Raw genomic sequence first — 15,763 nt, 5'->3', positions numbered from 1 at the left:
TACCTATTTCCCCTTTGCTGCTTTATCAACCATATCCTTCAAATCATCAAGTGATTTCCCTTGGAACATCTTTCCGTCCACAAAGATAGTTGGAGTTCCTGTTACACCAAGTTTTGTAACATAATCCATATCCTTTTGCCAAGCAGCATTTGCCTTGTTGGCATCAAAATAAGCAACGACTTTGTTGACCTCATCCTCTTTCGCTACTTCTTTTAGTGTATTCGTCAAAAATTTCTTGTCATAAACATCCATTTTTTCATATTTAGGATCTTCCGGCTGCTTTTTATAAAGCAGGTCATGGAATTTCCAAAAAGTATCGTTTCCAAGCTCGTGGTATACTGCTTCAGCAAATTTTGCAGCTCGCTCTGAGTCTACATTAATAAAAGAATCGTTAAAAAAATATAGTTTTGCTTTTCCAGTATCAACTAACTCTTTTTGAATTACTGGAATCACACCCTCAGCAAAGTTTTTACAATTTGGGCATTTATAATCGCCAAATTCAATAATGGAGACTGGTGCTGAACTTTTTCCAAGGAATGGCTGGCCAGAATAATCAATTGCGACTTCCGACTTAGACGCTGGTTTTTCAACTTTTTTATTGTGATTTCCTAGAAAAATAAAGCCAAGAATACATACCGCTATTAAGCCGATCATCCAAAAGGTGAACTTAGATGAACTCCCCTGTTGTTTCGTATTTTTTTTGTTATTTGCCATAAAATTTAAACTCCTCATTTATTCTCTAAGATAGGTTTAATTGTACTAAACCTGTCCTCTAATGTGAAACAAAAGGAAACACCTTCACAAAATGTTAATATTACACCAAAAAAATGCCATCGAAAAATGGCACTTCACTATTTTAGATTTGCATTTTTTCGTAAACTTTGTAGCTCTTTACTAAAAAAAGTGTGGTTGATTTCCGCTCCAGGATGCTCGCTTTCCGCGGGGCGGGCGTTGAGCCTCCTCGGCGCTTTAGCGACTGTTGGGTCTCACCTGTCCCGGTGCTCCCGCTGGAGTCTCGCACCTTCCGCTCCAATCAACTTCTCAAAATAACCTATTTAAAAACAACAATCTTTGAAAAACTGCCTTAGAATTTCATACACAGATAGCTCAGTGTTCCGAATTCATAATCGCGATAGATTGGTTGTACCTGGTCCAAACCGTTTCCGCTGCCCATCGCAATGAAAAATGGAACAAAGTGTTCCGGCCTTGGTACAGCAGTCTTGGCATTCGGTGCTTGTTTTTCATATTCGAAAAGGCTAGCTAAATCTTGCTTTTCAATTTTTTCTAAAAGCCAGCCATCGAAGGCGACAGCCCAAGGTTCCGGTTCTTTCTGTCCCCAATGAACGATTCGCAAATTGTGGACCGTTACCCCACTTCCAATAACAAGAATCTCTTCTTGCCCAATGCCTTTTAATGCCTCACCGATTTTGTATTGCATTTCTGGAGGCAGGAAGGGATGAACAGAAACTTGAATAACAGGAATATCGGCATTTGGATACATTTTTGATAACATCGTCCAAGAACCATGATCTAACCCTCTCTTCGTATCCAGATTAGAGGGAATTCCTGCTTGTGCTAATCGGTCTTTTAAATATGATGCGAGTTTAGTGGAACCTTTTGCGGGATACTTAATTTCATAAAGCTCCGGTGGAAATCCGTAGAAATCATAGATGGTTTCATACGATTCATCTAAAGAAGAAATGGTTAATGTTTCAGCTTCCCAGTGAGCAGTAAAAATGACAATCGCTTTTGGATGATATTGCTGGCCAAGTTTTTCTAAAAATCTTGTATAATTGTTATCTTCAATTGCTAACATCGGTGAACCATGCGCTAAAAATAAAGATGGAAGCATATCTTTCACTCCTTTACTTACTTTATGTAACTAACTATAATAACGTAATATATTTACGTCAAGTAATTAAATTGATTGTTTACAATCACCATATGTATAATAAAGATCATAGAGGTGAATAAGTATGAATCCATCAACATTGTGCCCTAAATTTGAGCAGGCTATGAAATTACTCAGCCAGCGTTGGACTGGTTTTATTATTTATCAACTTTTATCTGGCCCACAGAGGTTTTGTACAATCGAATCCTCTCTTCCCATCAGTGGACGTCTTTTATCAGAACGATTAAAGGACCTAGAGCATGAAGGGATTGTAAAAAGAGAAGTTTTTCCTGAAACACCGGTACGAATTGAGTATTCTTTAACGGAAAAAGGAATGGCGATGGAGTCCATCATAAGGGAAATAGAGAAGTGGTCGGGGGAATGGGTTAAGACCGATGAAGAAGCATGAGTTTCCATGCTTTTTTATTTGTGTTCTGATAAGTGAAAATAAATAAACTTTCCCTACTATGGTAAAATAAAACGGAAAATCATACACAAGGAGAGGCGAAAATGATTTCAAAAAGCGAATACACCGGATACATCGGCACTTATACAAAAGGTGACAGCAAAGGAATTTACACATTTAAATTAGATACTGAAAATGAAAAAATAACCGATATTAAAGCAGTTGCTGAATTGGACAACCCTACTTACCTTAACATCAGTCAGGATAATCGATATTTATATGCCGTTATAAAAAAAGGTGAAGAAGGCGGAGTGGCTTCTTTTTCGCTTGATAGCGAATCCGGTGAACTTACCCCAATGAATACCCAGTTAGCTCCCGGTTCGTCTCCTTGCCATGTTAGCATGGACAGCAAAAATCAATATTTATTTAGTGCAAACTATCATAAAGGAACCGTTGAATCTTATCTGCTTGACTCTGAAACAGGTTTCATTCAGCAGCCTGCTTCCGTTATACAACATGAAGGTTCTGGTCCAGATCCAAGACAAGAAAAGGCCCATACCCATTTTGCGGGAATCACTCCTGATGAAAAATATATCGTAGTGGTTGAATTAGGCACCGACTTACTTCTTACATATGAAGTAAACATTGATGGAGAATTAACGGAGGTTAGCCGTTTATCCACCCCTGCAGGAAACGGTCCAAGACATATTACTTTCCATCCAAACGGAAAATTTGCTTATGTGATGACGGAGTTTAGCTCAGAGGTCATTTTCCTTACTTATCACGCTGAAGATGGTCATTTTATAGCGAACCAATTTATTTCTACACTTCCTGACGATTTTAAGGAAAACAATCAAGGCAGTGCCATCCATATTTCTGCTGACGGCCGCTTTGTTTATGCCGGGAATCGCGGGCATAATAGCATTGCTGTGTTTAGTGTGGATGAGACTACTGGTGAGTTAAGCTTTGTCTATCGAGTTTCCTCTGAAGGAGATTGGCCAAGAGATTTTTCGATTGACCCAACCGGCAGATATATGGTCGGATCTAACCAGGAATCAGGCAATCTTGTCCTTTATCGCCGAGATGTTGAGACAGGAAAACTTACTTTGATTGAAAGAAATATCGAGGTTCCTTTTCCAGTATGTGTGAAGTTTTTGCATTATTGATAAAAATTGAATGACCCAAACTCCCCCTCCAAATATGACCTGCTCGCTTTGAAGCAGGTCCTTTCCCTAGGGGATTTTTAGAAACTTTTTGATCTCTGCAATCGTAATTCCTAAATTACGTGCCTGAATAATCAAGTATAACCATTCTTTATCTAGTTCTTTTTCGCCAATTTGATGGATTCCCATGTTTAAATTTCCCTCCTAAAATATAGGTATTTTAGGTAGCTCAGTGGTCAATATATTTTACTTTTGCACTCAAGCTTTACTCCCACTCTTTTAAAACGTGTGCCCTTTATCTTATAAATCCTTATTTCGTTAAGAAAATATTACCACGAAAATTCACTATATCGAACAAGAACAGTCCCAAAAATTCCGACAAAATTTTAATTCAAGAAATATCCAACTCATTCGGTTTTTATTTTTTATATAAAAGCCATATTAAATAAAAATAGTTTTATTTATTTGAGGTGTGAATAGTGCATTTTTTCCATGGGCAAGAATCATTAACAATAATGGAATGGTGTTTAAGAGCGATCATTACTTTTTTCTTTATGCTTTTTTCTGCAAAGATTATGGGCAGCCGTGCCATTTCTCAATTAAGATTGTTGGATTTCATTATGGCTTTAATGTTAGGGAATATCATTGCACATCCACTATCAGACCATAGCATTGGGATGAAAGGTTCGATTATCTCAACGATGATTATCATTGTCTTATATATGATTTGTATTTCTATATCCTTAAAATGGCCTCGCTTTCGCAAGTTTATGGATTCTGATCCTATCCCGCTCATTAAGGATGGAGAGATTCTAAATAAAGGATTATTAAAAGCAAGAATTTCAGTAGATTACTTATTGGCTGAATTAAGAAAAGAGAAAGTGGAGGATGTAAAAAAAGTAGCTTTGGCACTATGGGAAGCAGACGGTCAAATGTCTATTTTTTTGGATCCTCAGTTTGAGCCGCTTACACCATCGAACTACCAAATGAAAACTGAACCTTTTGATTTACCAAAGACCATTATTTCGGAGGGGAAAATAAATTTCCATGTACTTCAGCAAATCAAAAGAGATGAAAAATGGTTATATAATCACCTGAGAAATTTCCATCAAACTGATGTATCAAATGTATTACTAGCAACAATTGACAGAAAAAGTCAATTAAATATTCTTCTATATAAATAAGATTAAAAGATCCATCATTAAAAAGAGATGGATTTTTCCATTTAAATTAAAATATTTATCACTTTTCCTAATGGAGATTTAAGTACATCTGAGTTTTTAGGAAATAAATGTGCTTTTTTATTATTCCATTATCTTTCGTTAATCATAGAATAGAGTAAGAATCTAATAGATTCTACCAATTTTTAAGGGAGTGATTCGAATAGCTGAAAATCCAAATGTTTATGTTGAGGATTTTACAGGTAATACACCCCAAGCCAAAATTCAAGCAGCGATTGATTTCGCCTCGCAAAACTCTAAAAAAACAGTCATTGCATCCGATAAAGATTATTATTTAACCGGTACAATTATTATTAAACAAGGGGTAAAATTACAAGGAAGTTACGCGACAAGGTTTATTATGGGCGCAAATGTCCGGGGGTTTGAACTACAAAAGGATTCTTCATTGTGTAATGCTAGTATTATGATTGATTATAAAGGTTATAGCAAAGAAGCTATTTACTTGGATGGAAAATACCAATACTACAATACGTGGAATAATACTGCACTCAAAAATCTTGTCTTGGTGAATTGGACAGGGACAGTTTCAGGTATTGGGATCCGGCTATACTCAGGTGGGAGCGGCCATGAGATTTCATATGTAAACTTCACAGATATCAAAATTGTATCTTTTGAAAAAGGTATTTATTTAAAGGCGGTTAAACCCGCTAGTGGATTTGCATATGTTAATGCTAATCGTTTTGATAAAATCTCATTGGAAGATTGTATTGAAAATATTGTTTTAGAAGGCAGTGAAACCATCCCCAATGAATGCAGCGGGAATTCTTTTACAAATTTACAAATCCAACCTTCATCGAATACGAAACTCATCATGTCTATTCAAGGCCAATATAACAAGATAGATGGTATGTGTTGGGACTTGCAACTCATTCAAAATTCGAATCCTATTTTTATATTTAAGCCAGAAAGTAACTATAATGAATTGGATATGAAATCAATACCAGCGAATCGTATTCTTAATAGCGGGAAAACAAAAAATAGATTTGAAACTTTTTAAAACTATTTCTCTAAGGAAACACAGGGCATTCCATGACTAACAAACTGTTATCACGGAATGCCCTTCTAGACGCTAAAACCACTATTACAAGGATCATTAATGGTTCTTTTTTGTTTGAACTTATATATATTTAGATCTGCCATGCACTGTTTTTAGATCAGAATCTTTTAGATTTCTACTTTTCTTGCTGTTCAATCCTATCCCTATTTTCCCAACAAAATAATATCCATATGGAATTTTATTCAAGACGAAGGTAACTACGATTGATAAGAGCAGACTGCCGATGAAATAGAATATGGTTTGGAATAATGGATTCATATCAAGAGAAAGTCGGTTGAAAAATACGTACATTAAAGCTAAGAAAACAGGATGGATTAAATAAATTCCAAACGAATATTGGCTAATCCAAACGAAAATTTTAGGAACCTTAGGAAGTTTCGTAGCAATATAATAAATCAGCAAAATCATACTAGTAGTAAAAAACACCATATCGACCCTTTTGGATGAAATACTAGAGATTAGATGTGAATCATATAAAAATAAACACATTCCTCCGCATAGTAGTGGACTTACAATCACCCACTTGGAATATTTATTTAAAAAATTAATGAATGATGAAAAGTTTCTACCACAGTAATAGGCAAGTGTAAAATAAAACAACCAGCCAAAAAAGGGAATCCAATAGAATTTATCCCAAATGTATGCACCGATTTCAGATGGATATGGTTTAACAAAATTGAAAAATCCTAAATAAATTAAATTTATTAAAAGTGCACTTCCCATGACCGAGGCTGGATTCCACTTTTTTAAAAATTTATCAAAGAAATAATGAAGCAGGTAAAATTGAAAGATAACTAGTATGAAATAACCATGATAATCCCCTAACAAAAGATGCCTCCATAAAAAATTTATAAAGGACCCCATTAAATCACTGCCAGAGCTTATCGATTGTTCGAATGCTTTTAAGAAAGCATAAAATGTGCCAAACAAAACATATGGCACCATAATAAACTTTAACCTTTTCGACCAAAAATTAGATGGAAGTTCTTGCGGATACGAACGTGATAAGATAAATTCAGAAATAAAAATAAAGGCTGGCGTACCGAAAGTTAATAAAACCCTGACTAAATTGACAGTATTATTTTCGTCAGCATAGGCCCTCGCCAATGAATGAAGAAGTAATATACTTAGACATGAAATACTTCTCATTAAGAAGATTTCATTTATTAATTTTTTAGGCAAAATTATCTCTCCTTTGTATAATTATTATTTTTTCCTTATTCATAAAAAAACACTTCTATATATTGATATAATTTCCTCTTTGCATCATTTCCGTAAATTCCAAAGGTATTGCCAATTATTTTTATATATTCACTAATAGTGATGCCAACATTGTGTTTACTTAACCACCATGCCTTTGGGTCATAGGTTGTATTACTGGCAACATAAATTAGTTTCGTATCACTATCCTTATAGACTCTACTGAAATTATATTTCACCCTTCTCATATGGTAGTCAGATGAGACGATCAGTGCAGAATGATATTTATGCTTTTTCATAATTTTTTTTACATAGACTGCACTTTCATATGTGCTATCTGCCTTTCTCTCCAATATTACGGATTTCCTTGGCAAAAGTCTTATAGCGCTTTCCCATAGATTGTCTGCCAGTCCATTGGATACAATCATTTTTCTTGCATATCCCGATTGATAAAGTTCATATGCTTTTTCAAGACGTCCTTCTCCTCCACTTAATACGACAATTACGTCCGCTGCTTTTGGTGCTTCATCCACCACAAGAAATCTGCCTGCAAACAATAGGAAAAAAGTGAATAATAAAACGATTATAAAAAAAATTCTTTTTCTTATTTTTTTTCGTTTCTTAATGGACAATGTTCCTTGTCGTCTGATTATTGAAAACATAGTGTAATGGCCTCTTTAAACCGTTGCACGTTCAATAAGACTATAAATTTCTTTATACGAATGTCTTCGATCAAATTTTTCTTCTGCCAATCTCCTAGCGTTTTCCCCATATGCTGCGCGCAAACCTTTATTTGTATAAAGCTGTTCAATTAATGCGGCTAATTTAACCGCATCACCAGGATTATAGTTAAGACCAATATTTTCGCTTGTTACCATGTCCATAAATTCCTTATTAAGGCTGCTATTTAATATAGGTAATCCAGCGGATAGAAAATCTCCAATTTTGTTGGTAATACTTTGTTGAGCACCTTTACTAATTGCATTTGCTGCAATATCAGATTTCACTAAATATGGAATCATCTCTTCATATGTAAAGTGACCCATAAAATCCACGGGGGCTCCTAATTGATTGGCCAAATTCTCAAATTTCGCTTGTAATGGGCCTGACCCAAATACTTTAAAAACGATATTAGTGAACCCTTTATCTTTTAGAATTGAAACTGCGCGAATGACTGTTTCCAGGTCATAACTATAGCTAATAGTTCCTATATAGGTAATCCAAAATTCATTAGGCTCTTTGTTAACTGGATTATCTTTATACCGATCAAAAACACCCAGGTCTGTTCCAATAAAAATAGGCAAGTAACTTCTGGCATCCAGATTAACTTTTTTTACACGCTGCACATAACTTTTAGATACGCCCACAACATAATCTGCTAAACTATAAATTTTATTGGCATAGATGGTAAGAGGGTATAATAGGGCATCCACTAATATCTCTGGAAGCGGAATGGCATTCTTGATTGCCTCTGGCCAGACATCCTGGATATCCATAACAAATGGGATTTCAAATTTCTTGGCATATTTCCCAACAATAAAAGCAGCGTCCATCATAGGGTAAGCGCAGTAAATCACATCCGGGTTATGTTTTATATTTTTTAAATAAAACGCCAATTGTTTAGAAAATTGTCTATGGCTTTGAATACGATCAATCCCAATATTTTTTTGGTATCCCAGTTCCTCTAACATAACGATTTTATATTTTAGGCTCTTACTGATCATTTCAATTTTCGCATTATCCCTAAATTTTTTATCGCTGTGCTTAAAATTACTTGTAAGTAAGGTAACCCTATGCCCTTTAGAACTTAATTTGTCAGCAATATACGTGAATCTATTAAACCCCTTTTCTCCTGGAAGAATTGTAAAGGGAGCAACTAAAAGAATCTCTCTACTATTTGTTAACATCCGAACACTCTCCATCCAATTTCAGGTTTTCTTAAACTGCTAGATAACCACTTGCATAATTTCTTTCGGTTGATTCGTCATATATAAAAGTACTTCCTTTAGCTCATCTCTATCTAGATGGTTATAAACCTCAAGTAATTTTGTTATTTTTGTTACTTCTACATTCACCGACTTACCTACGAAAATTTTAGGATGGATCTGAAAATCCTGTACTTCAGTCTTACTAAGAATTTCTTCAAATAGTTTTTCTCCTGGTCTTATTCCGGAGAAGGTTATCTCTATATCGTTCTCAGAATAACCTGATAATCGAATTAAATTTTTAGCAAGATCTACAATTTTTACTGGTTCTCCCATATCTAGGACAAATATTTCTCCACCTTGTGCATTTGCTCCAGCTTGTAAAACGAGCCTGGACGCCTCAGGAATGGTCATAAAATATCTTGTCATTTCAGGATGTGTTACTGTTATGGGACCGCCCTTTGAAATTTGTTCCTTAAATAATGGAATGACACTCCCCCTGCTTCCTAATACATTTCCAAAACGGACTGCTACAAACCTAGTATTGCTTTTATGATTTAGTTCCTGAACAATCATCTCGGCTATTCTCTTCGTAGCACCCATAACACTCGTTGGGTTTACTGCTTTATCCGTTGAAATCATGACAAATGTTTCCACACCATTTTCTCCTGCCGCCTCTGCAACATTTTTTGTCCCGATTACATTATTCTTAATAGCTTCCTCTGGATTTCTCTCCATTAATGGAACATGTTTATGAGCTGCAGCATGAAATACAACCCTTGGTTTATATTGATTCATAATCGTAAAAATTTTATCCCGGTCTGTAATATCAGCAATTTCAGTAACAATTTCAAAATGATGATTTAAGGAGGACTTCAATTCCATCTCAATGGTATAGATACTATTTTCGCCATGACCAAGGAGTATAAGTTTTGACGGTAAAAACAGAGAAATTTGCCTGCAAATTTCTGAACCAATGGATCCACCCGCACCTGTTACCAGTACAACACTGTCAGTAATGTATTTTGAAATCGAGTTTGTGTCCAATTCAACAGGCTCCCTGCCCAATAGATCACCCGGTTCGACATTGCGAATTTCATTAACAGAGACCTTACCTGTTACTAAATCCTCGAACATCGGCATCATCTGTGTATTAATCTTTGTTTTGATGCAATCCAAATAAATACTGTGTAGTTCTTTTTTTGTTAGAGAGGGTATTGCAATGATAATATTTTCAATTTTTAGATCCCTAACTATATCTTTAAGCCTGCTCAAACCACCAATTACGGGAAGACCTAAAATTTCAAGATTTTGCTTTTGTTTATCGTCATCAATAAAGGCAACAGGAATTAGATCACAATCCTTACTATTCTTTAATTGTCTTGTTGCCAGCATACCCGCAGACCCCGCACCTATAATAAGCGTCCGCTTTTTAACCTTTTTATTTCCGGAAAAGTGTTTTTCTTTATAGATGCGCCATGAAAACCGGGAACCCCCAATTAAAAATAAATGCATCATCCACGTTGTGGTTAAAATTCGAAAATAAATTTGCTGTCCAATAATCCATTGTATAATCGCTGCGGTAATGACGGAAAAGGTTACAGCTTTAAGAACGGTTACCATTTCATCTGCACTTGCATACTCCCAAGCCCTCTTATACAGCCTATATCTAGAGGCAAATAAATGATGACTTACAAGAAGGGTTGTTGATACAAGTGTTAACGGTACTTTAGGAACAACACAGCCAGAGAAAAGTAGAAAGCTGCAGATATATACGGATGCAAACACGATTAAGGAATCAACTACTACTAAAGAAAGTAGCCGTTTCTGAAAACTCATGGGTGGACACTCCTTTCTTTTCTATTTAAAGAAACCATTTTGTTCTTTTTAGAGAACACCCGGACATAAAATGGTTTACTAATTTTTAAAAATTAGCAATAAAGTGTTGTTCCCTTCTTCGACTTACAAAGGATTGAATAATTTGTATTACCCGTGATTGTTCATCTTCGGTCATGTTGGTCCCCGACGGCAAACAGATCCCTCTTTCAAATAAAGTTTCTGCGACATTCAAATGTTCTGAATGAGAATAAAATCTGTATTCATTAAGTAAGGGTTGTAAATGCATTGGTTTCCATACTTGTCTTGCTTCGATATTTTCTCTTTCTAATTCTTGAATTAACTCAAATGGCGTAAACAATGGTTGTTCTGAATCTATATAAAAAGTAGTTAACCAACGATTGTGTCGTGTTCCTTTGTATTCAGGCATCAAAACAATCTCTTTAATATCGCTTAATCCTCTAATATACCGCTGATAAATAGCCTGTTTTTGTTTTACTCTTTCTTCAATTACAGATAGTTGGGCAATCCCAATTCCTGCTAAGATGTTACTCATCCGATAATTGTAACCTAATTCACTGTGTTGATAATAAGGCTTATTGTCTCTTGCTTGTGCAGCAAGAAACCTCCCCCTAGCAATTGCTGTTTTATCATCTGAAACTAACATTCCTCCACCAGATGTGGTAATAATTTTGTTTCCATTAAAGGAAAACACACCAAATTTACCTATCGTGCCACTTTTTCTCCCTTTATAGGTGGAACCAAGTGATTCAGCTGCGTCTTCAATTATAGGTACCTGGTAAAAATTACAGATTTCTACTATTTCGTCCATTTTGGCATTCTGTCCATAAAGATGAACTACAATTACCGCTTTAGGTAAATTCCCTTCTTTTTCAGCATCCATGAATGCTCTTTTTAAAGCATCTGGCGACATATTCCATGTATCAAACTCTGAATCAATGAAAACTGGTTCAGCTTGTTGATACAGAATTGGATTTACACTAGCAATAAATGTAAGTGTGGAGCAAAAAACTTTATCCCCAGCTTTTACATCAAGCAATCTTAATGCCAGGTGGAGAGCCGCTGTTCCTGAACTGACTGCCAATGCATCGTTTACTCCAACATATTGACAAATATCCTCCTCAAACCTATCAACATTTGGACCTAATGGAGCAATCCAATTTGTTTTAAAAGACAGATCAATGTATTTCTGTTCATTTCCGGTCATATGTGGTGATGATAGATAAATTCTCTTCTTATTACTTTCCATGAACCCACCCTATTCTCTAAAAATTCTGAAATATAAACATAAAAAATTATTATTTACTAAGCTGCTTTTGAAAGGTCAAATCCGGGTGCCTGTACAGGGGAAAATAATTTTCGGAAACTGGCAGGTCTTTAACTAACTCATAATAAATCTTCTCATTACGGATTCTTTTCCCAATGTAAAAAGGTACATCTCCATATTTATTAAAACGCTTTTTAAACCGATATAAGGTATCACTATCCCCGGTGTATCCTCCACCTAAATGTAAAGCTTTTTTCCCTTTAGTCTTTGCCCATTCCACTACGTAATGAATTAATGAATTATTAGGTGAGAAATTTAAATATTCTTCGTCTGAACCTAACAAATGGTAATGAATGAAATCACCATAGTGCATAAAAAAACATGACATGATCACTTTATCGTCCATCACGACTTCTATTAATTCCAGGTGATCCTTCAAAAGTTCAACACTATTTTCAAAAAAGGACCTCTGAAAATAGTAATATTCATATGCATTTTTCTTATCCATCGTTTTATAATATAGATTAATAAAGTTATCCAATTCTCTTGGATTTCGATGGACCATTCTAAAGTATTCATTTGCTTTTGCTTTTCGTAGCCTATTTCTATTTTTATTATCATAATTGGCCCAGATCTCTTCTAAATCCAATGACAAATCAATGTAAATAGTATGACGGTTTAAGGTAGATTCTATATCTTTATAATCTTGATCATTCCGAATTAATGGATGAAATCGAACAAACTCAGTAATAATATTATTTTGAAAACAATAAGAATGAAATGAATCCTCAAATTCTCTGAATAGCTGCTTTTTATTAGATTCGTCTTTCGTGTTGGTAATTGGACCTCCATAACCATAAGGAGTTGTAATATCATACAATTCCCCATATTTTTTTGAAATATCCTTTGAACTGGGCAAGGTTTTAAGCCTTCTCATTAAGAACGGGTAATAGACAAAATCCTGGCCATTATCATAAATATAAAGCCTTGCCTCCCCTTCCCCATTTCTCTCATAAATTTCAAAGTATTCAGGTGTAAAGTATATATCCTGACTTACAGTTTTTCCTAAAAATTCATACCAACTCTCTTTTTGAGATAAATCAAATACTTTATAAACCACTATTTTTCCCCCTAAAACCTATATAGAATGTTTAAATTCGATTTATTTTTTTATAACCGAGCTAGTAAATTACTCTTTTTAAATCTTTAGATCCATCCTGTTACTTTGACAAGCCAATCTGGCCGGGAATTGACTTGAGAGAATTTCACTTGCCATTAAAAGAAGTTTTCGTTTTGAGTCCAACTTATTAAGAAAATGTAGTAAATCATCATCATGAAAAGATTTAGCATTTGTTAGCCGATATAATTGATGATTTATTCTACCTATTTGATAAACTCCATTTCTAGTTGTACATGTTAGCATTGAAAAACCAAATGCCTTTTGCTCAACCTCAGCATTCGGATAGTTCTCTATATAACATTCATTAAAACAATTCGACGCCGTTACAAAAGGCTGCTCACCAACATACCAGTAGGTCGAATCCTTTTTAACAAAGCCAATTTTCTCATACCAATTCATTGCCTTAGTATTATTATTAAAAACATCGAGGGATAGGTTCGATTTCCTATTTTCATCCAACAACTTATACCCGTGTTTTACCAGAAGGGATCTTCCAATGCCCAATCCCTGATATTCAGGCAATACATAAATATTATTTAAAAAAAGATGATTCTTTAAAATACGCCATTCCGTATATCCTGCTAATTGGTCTTCAATAAATGCTCCGTAAAGCTTCACTCTTCGAAATTCCTCAGGTATGGTAAGCAATTTTTTTAAGTATGCCTCATAGCCAATTGAACTAAAAATGGTAAGTGGAAAAATATCTTTATCCATTCCAGATTCAATTAGCTTGGGTATTTGATGAACATCTTTATTTTTTAAGGCTTCGATTCGTATTTCCATTGGTTTTTTTATCCACCTTTTAAAGACTTTGCTTTTATCTGTCGTTCTACGTCAAAATCCAACATTTGTTGATCAGGGACATTGGCAATCCCTTCGCGTTTTAATGTTTTGCTAATTGTTTTTAAAATAATTTTTAAATCTAAGAGGAAAGAATGGTTTTCAATATAATTTACATCTAATGCCAGTCTCGTGTTCCAGTCCAGTTCGTTCCTCCCCTCTACTTGTGCATACCCGGTAATTCCAGGCCGAACAGTATGCCTTTTTCTTTCTTCTTGAGAGTAGTAGGGCAAATATCGAACTAATAGCGGCCGGGGTCCAACCAGGCTCATATCGCCTTTTAGCACATTGAGTAATTGTGGCAACTCATCCATACTTAATCGTCTGATTAAAAGCCCTACTTTTGTTAAGCGAATAGAATCCGGTAAATCGTTTCCCGCTTCATCCTTTTCATTTGTCATTGTTCTAAATTTAAATAGTGTAAAAATCCGCTCCTGATACCCGACTCGTTTTTGTTTAAATAGAATTGGTGAACCAAGTTTCAACCTGACCACGATTGCAACCCCCAGAATGATGGGACTAAAGAGGCACAACAGTAGTAAACTCACAAAAATATCAAAAAGTCTTTTCATAGTGCCTCCTACATGTTTTCATTATAAAATTACTCATTGTTCTTAAATAAGAACAAATAGTCAAAAATGGTTTATTTTGCAACTTTTACAGCCGTTTTTAAAGATGTAATTTTTTTCCCATTGAAAACAACCCCCCTTAAATAATTAGACATAGGCTTTTCAAGTAAGATATAGACTAAACAGGAAGAAACCACCGCTAATAAAATTACCATTGACATGGAAAAGAAGTAGCCAATTGACCCCATTAAATTTAATTTCTTAAAAATCAAGATATAAAATTGTAAAAAAGGCCCATGTGCAATGTATATTGAATAAGAGGCGTCGCCTAGGAAAGAAAGCGCTTTTGGAACCTTTCGATTCTTTTTGTCTTTTTCCGAAATACCAAGCATTAGAATCATTGAAGATAGCGAATAGAATATCGGTGCCTGTAGTTCAATTAGGTGGTAAATATTATTGATCCAAACAGCCAGAAAACCGGCCATGCCTAGTATTATCAATAAGGAAGAATATCTAAATCTGTAATTGAGGGTTAGATGCGCTACTAAGCATCCAAATAAAATTTCTAAATTACTAAAGCTGGTAAAAAATGAATTTCCTTGTTTTGGAATGACTTTAAGCTCTAGTAAAATTGAAATTATAATCCATAAAAAATAATTGGTTTAAAAATTTTTGGTTTGAATATAAACGCAGTAAATATGATATAAAAAAACATTACATAACTAAGTGACCAAGTTGATGCAAGAATAGGATCTGTAGGTAAGGTAAGCATTGATTTAATGATAAGATCAAAAGAGTATGGTTCATCAATAAAAGGAAAAATAATAGATGCCGCAATCGTTAATAAAGTAAACAACCAATATAACGGGTAAATTCGAATCACACGTTTCAAGAAAAATTCAGTTGCCTTTCCTGAATTACCCGCTTTACCATGATAAATATAATAAATCATAAAACCAGTTACAGTAAAAAAGAAATCTACACCGCCAGTTCTTTCCCATTCCCCTAAATGAAACCAATTGTACTTAAACTCTGTATAAAACAAAATATTTACATGCCCTAAAAGTACAAATAAGATGGCTATTGCCCTTGATACCTGTATATATAATAATTTTCTTCTTCCGCTTTCTATACTTTTCTCTCCTTTTCTTAAAATCATCCTCTTCC

17 protein-coding genes are annotated in these 15,763 nt (G+C 34.7%); 4 read left to right on the top strand and 13 right to left on the bottom strand.

The features are described from left to right. Window positions 1–3 precede the first annotated feature (3 nt). Both E2K98_RS10305 and E2K98_RS10300 read right to left on the bottom strand, forming a co-directional pair. Window positions 4–714 (bottom strand): DsbA family protein, encoded by a 711-nt coding sequence (locus tag E2K98_RS10305; RefSeq protein WP_133334146.1) that lies wholly within the window; start codon window positions 712–714, stop codon window positions 4–6. Between the two features lie 370 nt (window positions 715–1,084). Further along, complete coding sequence (locus E2K98_RS10300) at window positions 1,085–1,852, bottom strand: DODA-type extradiol aromatic ring-opening family dioxygenase (protein ID WP_133334145.1); 768 nt, start codon at window positions 1,850–1,852, stop codon at window positions 1,085–1,087. A gap of 124 nt (window positions 1,853–1,976) precedes the next feature. Here E2K98_RS10300 and E2K98_RS10295 point away from each other — a divergent pair, with 124 nt between their 5' ends. Together E2K98_RS10295 and E2K98_RS10290 are read left to right on the top strand one after the other, a co-directional pair. Continuing rightward, window positions 1,977–2,300: a winged helix-turn-helix transcriptional regulator gene (locus E2K98_RS10295; protein WP_133334144.1), complete on the top strand. Its 324-nt coding sequence runs from the start codon at window positions 1,977–1,979 to the stop codon at window positions 2,298–2,300. 101 nt (window positions 2,301–2,401) lie between these two features. Next, window positions 2,402–3,463 (top strand): lactonase family protein, encoded by a 1,062-nt coding sequence (locus E2K98_RS10290; RefSeq protein ID WP_133334143.1) that lies wholly within the window; start codon window positions 2,402–2,404, stop codon window positions 3,461–3,463. A gap of 66 nt (window positions 3,464–3,529) precedes the next feature. Here E2K98_RS10290 and E2K98_RS10285 read toward each other — a convergent pair whose 3' ends face one another. Then, complete coding sequence (locus E2K98_RS10285; protein WP_133334142.1) at window positions 3,530–3,649, bottom strand: anti-repressor SinI family protein; 120 nt, start codon at window positions 3,647–3,649, stop codon at window positions 3,530–3,532. Between the two features lie 290 nt (window positions 3,650–3,939). On the opposite strand from E2K98_RS10285, the gene E2K98_RS10280 reads away from it, so the two are divergent. Both E2K98_RS10280 and E2K98_RS10275 read left to right on the top strand, forming a co-directional pair. Then, window positions 3,940–4,644 (top strand): DUF421 domain-containing protein, encoded by a 705-nt coding sequence (locus E2K98_RS10280; RefSeq protein ID WP_208025347.1) that lies wholly within the window; start codon window positions 3,940–3,942, stop codon window positions 4,642–4,644. A gap of 190 nt (window positions 4,645–4,834) precedes the next feature. Further along, window positions 4,835–5,698, top strand: a complete 864-nt coding sequence (locus E2K98_RS10275; RefSeq protein WP_235824775.1) for a hypothetical protein — start codon at window positions 4,835–4,837, stop codon at window positions 5,696–5,698. A gap of 120 nt (window positions 5,699–5,818) precedes the next feature. Here the strand turns inward: E2K98_RS10275 and E2K98_RS10270 are convergent, their stop codons facing one another. The 10 genes from E2K98_RS10270 to E2K98_RS10225 all read right to left on the bottom strand — a co-directional run bounded on the left by E2K98_RS10270 (window position 5,819) and on the right by E2K98_RS10225 (window position 15,755). Beyond that, on the bottom strand, window positions 5,819–6,940 hold the full coding sequence (locus E2K98_RS10270) for an acyltransferase family protein (protein WP_133334141.1): 1,122 nt from the start codon (window positions 6,938–6,940) through the stop codon (window positions 5,819–5,821). Between the two features lie 35 nt (window positions 6,941–6,975). Beyond that, window positions 6,976–7,620: a YdcF family protein gene (locus tag E2K98_RS10265; protein WP_133334140.1), complete on the bottom strand. Its 645-nt coding sequence runs from the start codon at window positions 7,618–7,620 to the stop codon at window positions 6,976–6,978. Window positions 7,621–7,635: 15 nt separating this feature from the next. Next, a complete protein-coding gene (locus E2K98_RS10260; protein WP_165976239.1) occupies window positions 7,636–8,865 on the bottom strand; it encodes a glycosyltransferase family 4 protein in 1,230 nt (409 codons plus the stop codon). Between the two features lie 39 nt (window positions 8,866–8,904). After that, window positions 8,905–10,722 (bottom strand): polysaccharide biosynthesis protein, encoded by a 1,818-nt coding sequence (locus E2K98_RS10255; protein WP_133334138.1) that lies wholly within the window; start codon window positions 10,720–10,722, stop codon window positions 8,905–8,907. An 85-nt stretch (window positions 10,723–10,807) separates the two neighbouring features. Continuing rightward, complete coding sequence (locus E2K98_RS10250) at window positions 10,808–11,989, bottom strand: aminotransferase class I/II-fold pyridoxal phosphate-dependent enzyme (RefSeq protein WP_133334137.1); 1,182 nt, start codon at window positions 11,987–11,989, stop codon at window positions 10,808–10,810. A gap of 49 nt (window positions 11,990–12,038) precedes the next feature. Next, window positions 12,039–13,127, bottom strand: coding sequence for a GNAT family N-acetyltransferase (locus E2K98_RS10245; RefSeq protein WP_133334136.1), 1,089 nt, complete (start codon window positions 13,125–13,127; stop codon window positions 12,039–12,041). Between the two features lie 78 nt (window positions 13,128–13,205). Beyond that, a complete protein-coding gene (locus E2K98_RS10240; protein WP_133334135.1) occupies window positions 13,206–13,970 on the bottom strand; it encodes a GNAT family N-acetyltransferase in 765 nt (254 codons plus the stop codon). 8 nt (window positions 13,971–13,978) lie between these two features. Continuing rightward, complete coding sequence (locus tag E2K98_RS10235; protein WP_133334134.1) at window positions 13,979–14,599, bottom strand: sugar transferase; 621 nt, start codon at window positions 14,597–14,599, stop codon at window positions 13,979–13,981. 71 nt (window positions 14,600–14,670) lie between these two features. Then, window positions 14,671–15,207, bottom strand: a complete 537-nt coding sequence (locus E2K98_RS32305; protein WP_407921209.1) for an acyltransferase family protein — start codon at window positions 15,205–15,207, stop codon at window positions 14,671–14,673. A 26-nt stretch (window positions 15,208–15,233) separates the two neighbouring features. After that, the gene (locus E2K98_RS10225) at window positions 15,234–15,755 is read right to left on the bottom strand and encodes an acyltransferase family protein (RefSeq protein ID WP_133334133.1); all 522 of its coding nucleotides are present in this window, start codon (window positions 15,753–15,755) and stop codon (window positions 15,234–15,236) included. Window positions 15,756–15,763: the final 8 nt, after the last annotated feature.

This window comes from Bacillus salipaludis (assembly GCF_004358205.1).
Note: the sequence above shows the minus strand (reverse complement) of the source record. Positions and strands in the feature narration are given on the sequence as shown.

What these genes read in the sequence shown, in the direction of transcription:
- E2K98_RS10250 (WP_133334137.1), bottom strand. Translation starts at nt 11,989, where the DNA reads ATGGAAAGTAATAAGAAGAGAATTTATCTATCATCACCACATATGACC.
- E2K98_RS10255 (WP_133334138.1), bottom strand. Translation starts at nt 10,722, where the DNA reads ATGAGTTTTCAGAAACGGCTACTTTCTTTAGTAGTAGTTGATTCCTTA.
- E2K98_RS10235 (WP_133334134.1), bottom strand. Translation starts at nt 14,599, where the DNA reads ATGAAAAGACTTTTTGATATTTTTGTGAGTTTACTACTGTTGTGCCTC.
- E2K98_RS10240 (WP_133334135.1), bottom strand. Translation starts at nt 13,970, where the DNA reads ATGGAAATACGAATCGAAGCCTTAAAAAATAAAGATGTTCATCAAATA.
- E2K98_RS10290 (WP_133334143.1), top strand. Translation starts at nt 2,402, where the DNA reads ATGATTTCAAAAAGCGAATACACCGGATACATCGGCACTTATACAAAA.
- E2K98_RS10300 (WP_133334145.1), bottom strand. Translation starts at nt 1,852, where the DNA reads ATGCTTCCATCTTTATTTTTAGCGCATGGTTCACCGATGTTAGCAATT.
- E2K98_RS10285 (WP_133334142.1), bottom strand. Translation starts at nt 3,649, where the DNA reads ATGGGAATCCATCAAATTGGCGAAAAAGAACTAGATAAAGAATGGTTA.
- E2K98_RS10265 (WP_133334140.1), bottom strand. Translation starts at nt 7,620, where the DNA reads ATGTTTTCAATAATCAGACGACAAGGAACATTGTCCATTAAGAAACGA.
- E2K98_RS10260 (WP_165976239.1), bottom strand. Translation starts at nt 8,865, where the DNA reads ATGTTAACAAATAGTAGAGAGATTCTTTTAGTTGCTCCCTTTACAATT.
- E2K98_RS10225 (WP_133334133.1), bottom strand. Translation starts at nt 15,755, where the DNA reads ATGATTTTAAGAAAAGGAGAGAAAAGTATAGAAAGCGGAAGAAGAAAA.
- E2K98_RS10305 (WP_133334146.1), bottom strand. Translation starts at nt 714, where the DNA reads ATGGCAAATAACAAAAAAAATACGAAACAACAGGGGAGTTCATCTAAG.
- E2K98_RS10295 (WP_133334144.1), top strand. Translation starts at nt 1,977, where the DNA reads ATGAATCCATCAACATTGTGCCCTAAATTTGAGCAGGCTATGAAATTA.